This window comes from Caldicoprobacter sp. (assembly GCF_047459465.1).
Classification (GTDB): domain Bacteria; phylum Bacillota; class Clostridia; order Caldicoprobacterales; family Caldicoprobacteraceae; genus Caldicoprobacter.
In genome coordinates this window covers 1-10,815 of record NZ_VSCO01000058.1, presented here as the reverse complement: position 1 = coordinate 10,815, position 10,815 = coordinate 1, and the positions used below count along the sequence as shown (strand labels likewise).

The window sequence follows — 10,815 nt, the reverse complement described above, 5'->3', positions numbered from 1 at the left end:
AGAACAATAGAGGATAGGATCAATCCTCCGGAAGGATTTGAACGCATAAAAGTAGTATTTTTATCTAAAGAGATGAAACCTGTCATGATGGAAGACATGGAAATTGGGGATGTATTCCGCAAATTAGTCCATGGTATTTCATTAAATTTGGCGATACATTAATTACACCCGAGCGGACATTTAAGAAAACGGATCTTAAGCGTTTTTCAAATTGAACTTTCTCCAGTAAGAACAAAGGCGAATTGCTCAAAATGAGAATTGAAGAACCTGACGTAATCAAAACATATCCCCCAACACCCTCTCATGAATCTCCAGTGCCTCCCTATCCCACAGGACAAACCTGATTACCTTGACCGATTTAAGCGAAGGAATCAGCTCAAATATCGCTTCAAACGCTACCCTGGCGGCTTCCTCCATGGGATATCCGAATATGCCGGTTGAAATGGCAGGAAAAGCTATGGAGGTTATGCCGTGCTGCTCGGCCAACTTCAGCGCGTTTCTGTAACAGTCAGCCAGCAGCTTATCAGAAGGCTGGTCAACGCCATATACCGGCCCCAAGCAGTGGATAACATAGCGGTTGGGCAGGTTGTGCCCACCGGTTATAACCGCCTGTCCGGGCTTTATGGGTGCCAAAGGCTTGCACTCCTCCGCAAGGCCGGGCCCTGCTGCGCGGTGAATAGCACCGGCCACGCCTCCTCCAGGCATGAGCTGAGCATTGGCCGCATTCACTATTGCATCAAAACCTTCCTGTTTGGTTATATCCCCCTGAACGCACTCGATCTTCACGCCGTGTATGACCTTTTCCATAGACGTATCCCTCCAACAAAAAGTATTGTCAATATTTTGCGTACAAAACAACCAGTGTTATTGCGTTTTCGCCGCCATCACTATAATCCCATTAAAATCCAGTAAAGCGCAGTAGCAAATTCCTTCGCCCCTCATGGGAAGAGATATATATCCAAGTAACATTCAAAGAGAGCACGATAGCATGATAAATAAAGCCATCAAACACGCTACTTGGCATACTTGTCGATGAGCTCCATTATCTCATTCACCTTTTCCTCACCGTGACCCTCGGTGAATGCTTGCCTAACGCAGTGCTTTATGTGCTGATCTATTATTTTCAAATTTGCCTTTTTGAGCAAAGCCTGTACTGCCAGTATCTGCTTGGATATTTCGACGCAGTACCGGTCCTCCTCCACCATTTTGATTATGCCATCGATCTGACCTCTTGAGGTCTTCAAAAGATTGAGCACCAGCGTTCTCGTATTGTCATCCATAACGCTCACTCCCGTATCAGTCAATCCAAATACATTTTATCATATTTTATACCATTTATGACATCTTGCTCATTAACTTTCTATTGACTTTTCTTATCATCTAGAGTATTTTATAAATAAATTGTAAACCATGGAGGTGTTATAAGTTGACAATCAGAACCGTAGTACAAGCTGCCTTGCTGGCAACCATCACAGCCGTCTTGGCCCAGATTGCCATACCCCTTCCCGGCGGTGTTCCCTTTACTCTCCAGGTCTTCGGAGTTTTTTTAGGCATATTTTTGTTGGGCAAAAAGGCATTTTGGGGAATGCTTACATATTTACTTCTGGGAGCTATAGGACTGCCGGTGTTTGCTCAAGCTCAGGGGGGCATAGGCATCATACTGGGGCCAACGGGCGGATACATTGCAGGGTTCGTTATAAGCGGATTAGTTGGCGGATACGTTGTAGAACTCGCCAAATTCGATTTAAAAGGTAAGATTTTAGGGCTGCTGGTTTCTCTAGTCATAATATATTTCACCGGAACGGTGCAGTTGGCTTTTACAACCAAATTATCCATAGCTGAGGCCTTGGCGGTCGGCACCTTGCCCTTCATTCCCTTGGATATACTAAAAGGCGTCATAGCCATCGTTTTGTCAAAATACATAGACAGGGCACTACCCAGGGCAGGCGTTAATATCAATGGTTAGCTTAACTGAATCTTTAACCCGTAAGCTCGGGAGACCCTCCAGGCTTACGGGTTACAATAAACCGATTGCCAACAAAAATAAATCGATAATAAATAAACCTGTGTACACACAAAACTATTCTATCTTCACAACCTCGTATCCTGCTTCTTCTATAGCATTCTTTATTTCACCGTCATCGATTTGGCGGTCTGCTTCAACAATGGCATATTTCCCCTTTAAATCCACGTCAACCGTTTTCACGCCAGGTATTTCTTTGAGCGCTTCTGTAACGTGATTTACGCAGTGCTGGCAGGACATCCCTTCGATATATATTTTCTTCTTCACAAAAACACCCCCTTTCTAAAATTTTCTATACCAATCTTTGATCATTTGTAATCTTTTTGCTCTGCGATTTGATGATCTACAAATCCAGCATAATCCTCAAAGCAAGCAATACGTTGGGTGGCTTACCGAAAATCATGCGTATCAATCCAGTCTGGGTTTAAACCTCTTAAGCCTCAAGGCGTTTGTCACAACCGATACCGAGCTTAATGCCATGGCCGATGCCGCTATCATGGGGTTCAGCAAAGGTCCACCAAACAGGTGCAAGAATCCGGCCGCTATTGGAATGCCGGCAGTGTTGTACGCAAACGCCCAGAACAGGTTTTGCTTTATATTTCTGATAGTTGCCTTGCTGAGCTGTATAGCAGCCGGGACATCCATCAAATCGCTTTTCATGAGAACTATATCGGCCGATTCCATGGCCACATCGGTACCCGACCCTATGGCGATCCCCACATCCGCTTGCACCAAAGCCGGAGCGTCATTGATGCCGTCACCCACCATCGCAACCTTCCTGCCCTGTTCCTGAAGCCTTTTGACCTCGTTGGCCTTATCCTGAGGCAGCACCTCGGCCAGCACCATGTCTATACCCACCTGCTTGGCTATGGCCTGAGCGGTTCGAGCGTTATCCCCGGTTATCATTACCACCTTTATGCCCATTTTGTGAAGCTGTTCTACCGCTTTCCTGCTTGTAGGCTTTATGACATCGGATACCGCTATGATGCCGGCAAGCTTACCATCCACGGCGATAAACATGGGCGTCTTGCCCTCTGCGGCCAATCTGTCGTACTCCTGCTGAAGCGTAATCTCGACATTTCTATCCTCCATAAGCTTCCTGTTGCCCAAAAGGACCTGCTTGCCCTGGGTGACTACCTCGATGCCCTGACCCGGGATGGCTTCAAAGCTTTCTACCCAAGCAAGCTCCATGTTCCTCTCCCTGGCGCTTCTTACAATGGCCTCACCCAGTGGATGCTCGGACGCTACTTCGGCAGAAGCCGACAGGCGCAGCAGCTCATCCTCGCTGATCAAACCGTTGGTTACGATATCCGTCACCTGGGGCTTGCCTTCGGTGATGGTGCCAGTCTTATCCAACACAACCGTATCTATCCTGTGCGCCGTTTCAAGGGCTTCTCCACCCTTTATCAGTATACCGTATTCGGCGCCTTTGCCAGTACCCACCATGATGGCGGTGGGAGTTGCAAGGCCCAGAGCACAGGGACAGGCTATGACCAATACCGATATGAATATTGTGAGCGAGAAAATCGCCGATTCTCCAGACAGTGCCCAGGCCACGGCCGCGACAACGGCAATGGCGATGACCACCGGCACAAAGTATCCGGATATGACATCGGCCAGCTTGGCTATGGGCGCCTTGGAACCCTGTGCTTCCTCCACCAGCTTTATAATCTGGGCTAAAACGGTATCCTTGCCTACTTTTGTGGCCTTCATCTTTATGGTACCGTTCTTGTTTATACTGCCCCCTACCACTTTGCTGCCAGGAACCTTCTCCACCGGAATGCTCTCGCCGGTCAGCATGGATTCATCCACCGAGGTCCTTCCTTCTATAACTTCCCCGTCAACCGGAATCCTATCCCCCGGCCTCACAATCAATATATCCCCTACCTCGACTTCTTCGACCGGGATGGTCAATTCCTTGCCCTCATGTATGACCATCGCTGTCCTGGGCGAAAGGTCCATAAGCCTTCTTATGGCCTCAGAGGTCTTGCCCTTCGCAATGGACTCCAGGTATTTACCAAGCAAAATCAGCGCAATTATGACGCCGGCGGTTTCAAAATACAAGTTCTCGGCATATTCGGTATACCCGGCGGCTATCCTAAATATGGCATAAACGCCGTACACAAACGCCGCGCTGGTACCCACCGCTATTAACGAATCCATATTTGGGTGGCGCCTTATCAGGTTACTAAAACCCACCGTATAAAATCTATAGCCCGCAACCACAATAGGGAGGGTGAGCAGTAGCTGAACCATTGCAAAATTCAAGGGATGCATATCGGGCATGATAACCTCGGGCAACGGCAGCCCCAGCATATGCCCCATTGCGATGTACAGAAGCGGCACCGTAAATATTATGGATACTACCAACCTGGTCCTCAAATCCCTAATTTCCCTTTGGCGGCGCAGCCTCTCTTTGTCGACCCGTTGCTCCTCCTCTTCAATATCCAGCGGTTTATATCCTGCCTTAACTATGGCATGCTTTATCTCCGACATCCTCACCTTGGCAGGATTGTATACCACCCTAGCCTTTTCGGTGGCCAGATTGACGCTTACCTCGTCAACGCCAGGTAGCCTCTTTATAGCCCTTTCAACCGCTTTTGCACAGGCGGCACATGTCATTCCCGCTATAGGAATAATAACCTCTCTGGTGCTTGGCTCCTCATCCTCCTGTACTCCATATCCGGCCTTTTCAACCGCCTCTTTTATCCTGCTCAAATCCACTTTGCCTTCATCAAACTCCACCGTCAGCTTTTCGGTGGCAAAATTCACGCTGGCCGACTTTACGCCATCTACTTTGCTGACGCTTCTCTCTACGGCCCTAGCGCATGCCGTGCACGTCATTCCAGTAATGCCCAAAGTTTTCTTTGTCATATTCCCTTCCCTTCCTTTATATTTTCCTATTATGGCTAAACTGGAATTCCGATCGAACTATCATGGTGGCAGCTATATAATTAGCAACACGATTACTACCATTCAATAGCTATTCATAGCATGTATGATAGTTCCGCGATTGGTAATATAATTATTACTCTATTACAGCTGCTTCATGATCTCTAACATAACCTCTCCACTTATACTACCCTACCCCACCTCGGGTGGGGCTGCAGTACAATTATAACTCTCGGCTTTTTTATTTGTCAATATGCCAACTCAACAATTATTGTTATTCTGGAACAATGTTATATTGAAAATTATTCCGACATAATTGGTTACCGGTTAAGACACAAAATCCGCTTGTTATTTCATCAATAAAAGCTATTTCATCCTTATGTTTTCCTGAATCTTTATTTACAAAAAGGCTGCTCCAACAACCATTGGAGCAGCCCTCGCCATCATCTATAAATTTTCCTGCCGTGGGCATCATCGATACCGGTTTTTCTGTAAAAATAGGTGTTTATCACATCCCGCCACTCGATGGCGTTTTTGATCTGCATATCCAGCCTCTCCAGTACCAGCTGGAATATCTCCTCATCCACCTTGCCTTTGAGGGTTAACCACTTTTTCTTCAAGCCCTCGGCTTCCTCCGCTCCCTCAAAATGGGTATCGTATATGTGCTGGATCACCGTTTTACCGGATTTCAATTTATGGGTATAAGGTACATGGTGGAAAAACAGCAGCAGTTCATCAGGGCAGGTCTCTATGTTCTCATACATGCTGGCCACCGGTTCCCTGTACTGGGCGGTATAGCCGGTACCTGTAGCTACCGTCCTGTCAACGCCGATCCCTTGCCAATCAGCATAATGATACGTACCCCAATGCGAATACTCGTATCCATCTACATTAGGGCCATAGTGATGGCCGGGGTTTACCATCCATCCTATCCCCAGCGGTGCCGTATATTTCTCATATATATCCCTGGAAGTCATCAGCATGGACACTATTGTGTCTACAACTTGTTTGTCGTGGCCAAAAGTCAACCTTACCCATTCTTCGGCTATCTCCTGAGCAGATAGCTCGGGGTTCCATGCCAGGCGGCCAAAGCCATAAAGGTTGGCCTGTGCGAGCGGATGCCCCGTCCAGCTCTTGCTGTCCCCAATGTTGGAAACGCCCACTGCACCGCCATATTTCCTTCCAAAAAGATAGCCGCTGACCACCTTGCTCACCGTGGAACCCTGCCCTTTGGCATAAGTATCGAAATCCAATACTTCTTTCCACATGGTGACCAGATAGCACAGGTCCTTTTGCTGTCCCGTATATTCTTGTGTAATTTGGAATTCCACAGCGACGTTGGTCTTCTCCATGGCGCCAAACAAGGGAGAGACCGGTTCCCTTATCTGGAAATCCATTGGACCGTACTTAATCTGCACAATCACGTTATCCAAAAACTTTCCATCCAGCGGTTTGAAGTTTTCATATGCCGCTTTGGCTCTATCTACGCTGCGATCTCTCCAGTCAACCTGGCAGTTGTACACGAAAGCCCGCCAAAAAACCACGCCGCCATGGGGCCTCAAAGCCTCTGCCAGCATGTTGGCTCCCTCGGCATGGTTTCTACCGTAAGTGAAGGGCCCCGGCCTGAATTCAGAATCGGCTTTGACCACAAATCCGCCAAAATCAGGGATATAACTGTATATGTTGTCAACTACATCCTTCCACCACTTTCGGACCGATTCATCCAGGGGATCAGCAGTAGGCAGGCCACCTATCTCCACTGGAGCGGCAAAATTTATGCTCAGATACAGCCTTATCCCGTACTGCCTGAATACATCGGCTATCCTTGCCACATCGGGCAGGAATTCATCGGTTATAAGGCGCGTCTCAACCCGATGCACATTGACGTTGTTGATGGCAACGCCGTTTACTCCTACAGACGCCAGAAACCGCGCATAATCCTTAACCCTGCTCAAATCGCTGACAATCCTGTTGTCCTTAAAAAATATGGATTTGCCGGCATATCCCCTTTCTATATCGCCGCTCATATTGTCCCAGTGGTTTATAACCCTCAAGGGGTTGCGCGGCCCATCGATGCCCTGCACCCCTGCAAGAGGTGTGCCACAGCACATCGACCTTAAAAGATGAAATACCCCGTATAGGGCTCCCTTTTCGTTTTGTCCTATTACAGCCAGCACGTTTTTGCCATTGCGCTCAAGCTTTTGCACAATAAACCCATCTTCAGGCAATTTTTCGTGGCCTACCTTCAAGGCTTCGTCATCTACATCATTCCAAGTACCAACGAATACACAATCGAAATCAGGATAAGAGTCCATTACCTGTGGGGATTGTCCGGTAAATCTGGCAAATGCCAACTTAAGCTCCTCAATAGCCGAGTTTATAATGGGATGCTTGCTTTTGGCTACAATATGACTACAAAAGCTTCTATACTCCCCATCAAAATTATCAGGCAAATGCGCATAATTTAACCAGCATTCATAAACCCTGCTTTGGCCAAAATCCACCGCTCATCACCCCATTTCCAGCTTTCATTTTCTGCTCATCTTGTCAATGGCTTCCCACAGCCCCAGCAAATACATTATCCCCAGGGCCCTATCATACAGGCCATATCCCGGCCTGGCCTTTTCGCCCCATATCATTCGCCCGTGGTCGGGGCGCATATACCCCTCAAAACCTACATCATAATAGGCCTTCACGATTTCAAACATATCAAATGAACCGTCACAAGACAGGTGGGACGTCTCATAAAACACTCCTGGTCTTTCGATCTTTATATTTCTTATATGGGCGAAATGTATCCTTCCTTTGCTACCGAAATATCTCACCATCTCGGGAATGTTATTATTGCAATTTGCTCCCAGCGAACCGCTGCATAGGGTAATGCCATTATAAGGGCTATCCACAAGGTTGATTATTCTATCCAAATTTTCTTTATCAGTAACTATCCGCGGAAGCTTGAATATTGACCATGGTGGATCGTCGGGATGAATGGCTAGCTTTACATCGTACCTTTCACAGACCGGAATCACATTTTCGAGGAAGTACTTGAGGTTTTCAAACAGTTTTTCTTCATCGACATCCTTATATAGCTCAAACAGCCTCCTTATTTCTTTTAACCGATAAGGCTCCCATCCAGGCAGCGAATACCCCCTTGACCCAGATTCCATCTCGTTAATCAGCTCAATGGGGTCTAAATTCCTGATTACGTCATCGTCATAAGACATTACTTCCGACCCATCGGGTAACTTCATGGCCAAATCGGTGCGTATCCAGTCAAATACTGGCATGAAATTATAGCACAACACCTTGATGCCGGCTTGCCCCAAATTCTTTATGGTCTCCTTGTAATTTTCTATGTATCGATCTCTGGTGGGTAAGCCCAGCTTTATGTCCTCATGCACGTTAACGCTCTCTATAACCTCTAATTTTAAGCCGTAGTCCTCCACCTTCTTTTTGAGCGCCAGTATCCTTTCCAGAGGCCACACTTCTCCAACCGGAATGTCAAACAGCGCAGAAACCACTCCAGTCACACCGGGTATTTGCCTTATCTGTTCAAGGGTTACGCTATCGTCGTTTTCTCCAAACCACCTGAATACTACCTTCATACCCTTCATCCTTTCTATCATTTATTCAATGGCAGATATTATTATTAATATTAATTATGAATTATTGTAAAATAATTAGTCGCCTGGACAAACTTTTAAAATGCCCCACTCGCCTTGCAAAGTCAGAATTCGGGGTGCGCAAACAACTTTGATATAACAAGAGATGCGGCCCCCATGGCCCCCGCATGAAAGTTCAACGTTGAAGTTCTTATTTTTACCTTGTGATATTTATATACAAAGCATTTTTTGCTTACCTCATTCAAAATCTCGGGTAGAATAATATCCTCTGCAAGAGACAGCGTATTTCCGATGATAACCATCTCGGGATTAAAGGTATTTATCAAATTTATTATCCCTATACCGAGATTCCTGCCTATTTCCTTCAATCCCTCTATGGCAATAGAGCTCCCCCTACGCGCAAAATCTATGATGCGCAAAGCGTTTAAATCGCCTATAGTTTCATTGTTTATATAGGCATCCTCCTTCCCTTGTTTCAGCTGAGCTTCCATGTAATCCAACAGCGCTCTTTCAGAGGCATAGTTTTCCCAGCAGCCGATATTACCGCAACCGCACAGCTGATCATATATATTTATCGTTACATGCCCTATTTCGCCAGCTAATCCAGATGCACCTCTGTAAAGCGTTCCGTTAATGATTATACCAGTACCTATTCCTATTCCTGCGCTGACGTAAATAAAATTGCTGCATTCAACTCCAATTCCAAACCACTTTTCCCCTACTGCACCCACATTAGCCTCGTTATCGATATGTACCTTTATTTTAAATCTTTCCTCTACTATCTCTTTGAGGGGTACATCCTTCCATTTGAGGTTGGGAGCCATCAATACAAGCCCTTTCCTGTAATCCACAATCCCTGGCACACCTATTCCTATACCCATAATACCATTTACCGTAGCAGGCGCATTTCCAACCGCTTCTCCAATGGATTGCATCAAAAGGTCAATCACCTTTTCTTTATCTTCTCCCAGCTTTATATCTATTCTCTTCTCCCACAATACATTCCCTACCAGATCAGTTAAAACCGTCAAAATATAGTTTACACCCAAGTCAACACCTATGACACAGCCACCCTTCTCATTTATCGTCAACATAATGGGTTTCCGGCCACCTTTTGACTCACCAGGCCCTATTTCCCTCACAAGCCCTTCCTTTATGAGCTCATCTACCAAAAAAGAAACGGTGGACTTATTTAAACCGGTAAATTCGGCAATACCAGCTCTTGAGATGCCTTCCTTTTTTCTTATGGTATTGAGTACTATTGACTTATTTATCTGCTTAACAAGCAGTTGATCCGCTGGAACCATATCCTGCCCCCATTTCTTTTTTTCTTTGATTTTCAATATTTATTCCAAATTTCTTCATTATTTTTAATATGATTAAACCATGCATTAAATTATAATATATTATAACATAAAGGCAAGTCTTTTTCATCAAAATTCAAAAACTTTCGACAATCACAATCCACATACCCTTTGTTCCACCTTGTATATACAAATTATGGTACTACATGTAAACAAGCATGTAAATATCATAAAATCATGTTTTATAACTACAAAATTCGTTTAAAAGATATGTTGTAATAAAAATAAGAAGTAAAGAAGGTGGTGGTGTGCCCATAAAATGGAGGCCAAAGTTAGAAATCGACATTGGGGAGATCGATCAAAACATTGATAAACGCCGTCAACGATTTCTTGCAGGCCTGCACCAAAGGCAAGGTAATAGTGTACTTCAATTACGAACAGGATTATCAAAAAATACGGTTAATCCAAGGATGAGCAACATCTGAGGACGCACCATCCCTACATTTTACCATTCAGTTCAGCACAAAGTGATGGACTGGATTGTAACCTACGTCGGTGTACCCGGATGTAGATTTTGCTGCATATGTTAAATCCCTTAAAAACAGCAATAAGTAAATAATGACTTCAATTTTAACAATATATTTGATATAATTTAAAGGCCATGAACAACGCTAGGAGGGATTAAGTTGTATTACAGAGAATTCGGAAATCTAGGGTTTAAGATCTCAACCTTCGGTATTGGTTGCATGCGTTTGCCCCTTAAAGTACAGCCAGACGGTTCAACCGATCAGTCGCTCATAGACGAAGAGGAAGCCATCAAGATGATCCGGTATGCAATTGACCACGGAGTTAATTACATAGATACCGCTTACCCGTATCATGGTGGTAATAGCGAAATATTGGTAGGTAAAGCCCTAAAGGATGGATACCGCGAAAAGGTAAAGGTAGCCACCAAGCTCCCCATATGGAAGGT

Annotated in this window: 9 protein-coding genes; 2 read left to right on the top strand and 7 right to left on the bottom strand. The window is 45.4% G+C overall.

The features are described 5' to 3' along the window. Positions 1 to 276: 276 nt before the first annotated feature. Both FWJ59_RS05310 and FWJ59_RS05305 read right to left on the bottom strand, forming a co-directional pair. Complete coding sequence (locus FWJ59_RS05310) at positions 277 to 807, bottom strand: macro domain-containing protein (RefSeq protein ID WP_414480938.1); 531 nt, start codon at positions 805 to 807, stop codon at positions 277 to 279. A gap of 206 nt (positions 808 to 1,013) precedes the next feature. Further along, positions 1,014 to 1,280, bottom strand: a complete 267-nt coding sequence (locus FWJ59_RS05305; protein ID WP_414480937.1) for a metal-sensing transcriptional repressor — start codon at positions 1,278 to 1,280, stop codon at positions 1,014 to 1,016. A gap of 146 nt (positions 1,281 to 1,426) precedes the next feature. Here FWJ59_RS05305 and FWJ59_RS05300 point away from each other — a divergent pair, with 146 nt between their 5' ends. Continuing rightward, entirely contained in the window at positions 1,427 to 1,966 is a 540-nt protein-coding gene (locus FWJ59_RS05300) for a biotin transporter BioY (RefSeq protein WP_414480936.1), read from the top strand. A 114-nt stretch (positions 1,967 to 2,080) separates the two neighbouring features. On the opposite strand, the gene FWJ59_RS05295 is transcribed toward FWJ59_RS05300, so the two are convergent. The 5 genes from FWJ59_RS05295 to FWJ59_RS05275 all read right to left on the bottom strand — a co-directional run bounded on the left by FWJ59_RS05295 (position 2,081) and on the right by FWJ59_RS05275 (position 9,845). Beyond that, positions 2,081 to 2,290: a heavy-metal-associated domain-containing protein gene (locus tag FWJ59_RS05295; RefSeq protein ID WP_414480935.1), complete on the bottom strand. Its 210-nt coding sequence runs from the start codon at positions 2,288 to 2,290 to the stop codon at positions 2,081 to 2,083. Positions 2,291 to 2,431: 141 nt separating this feature from the next. Further along, positions 2,432 to 4,897: a heavy metal translocating P-type ATPase gene (locus FWJ59_RS05290; RefSeq protein ID WP_414480934.1), complete on the bottom strand. Its 2,466-nt coding sequence runs from the start codon at positions 4,895 to 4,897 to the stop codon at positions 2,432 to 2,434. Between the two features lie 461 nt (positions 4,898 to 5,358). After that, on the bottom strand, positions 5,359 to 7,419 hold the full coding sequence (locus FWJ59_RS05285; RefSeq protein ID WP_414480933.1) for an alpha-glucuronidase family glycosyl hydrolase: 2,061 nt from the start codon (positions 7,417 to 7,419) through the stop codon (positions 5,359 to 5,361). A gap of 24 nt (positions 7,420 to 7,443) precedes the next feature. After that, complete coding sequence (gene uxuA / locus FWJ59_RS05280; RefSeq protein ID WP_414480939.1) at positions 7,444 to 8,520, bottom strand: mannonate dehydratase; 1,077 nt, start codon at positions 8,518 to 8,520, stop codon at positions 7,444 to 7,446. A gap of 122 nt (positions 8,521 to 8,642) precedes the next feature. Further along, positions 8,643 to 9,845, bottom strand: a complete 1,203-nt coding sequence (locus FWJ59_RS05275) for an ROK family protein (protein WP_414480932.1) — start codon at positions 9,843 to 9,845, stop codon at positions 8,643 to 8,645. A gap of 683 nt (positions 9,846 to 10,528) precedes the next feature. On the opposite strand from FWJ59_RS05275, the gene FWJ59_RS05270 reads away from it, so the two are divergent. Further along, positions 10,529 to 10,815: aldo/keto reductase (locus FWJ59_RS05270; RefSeq protein ID WP_414480931.1), on the top strand; the 287-nt coding region annotated here is incomplete at its 3' end.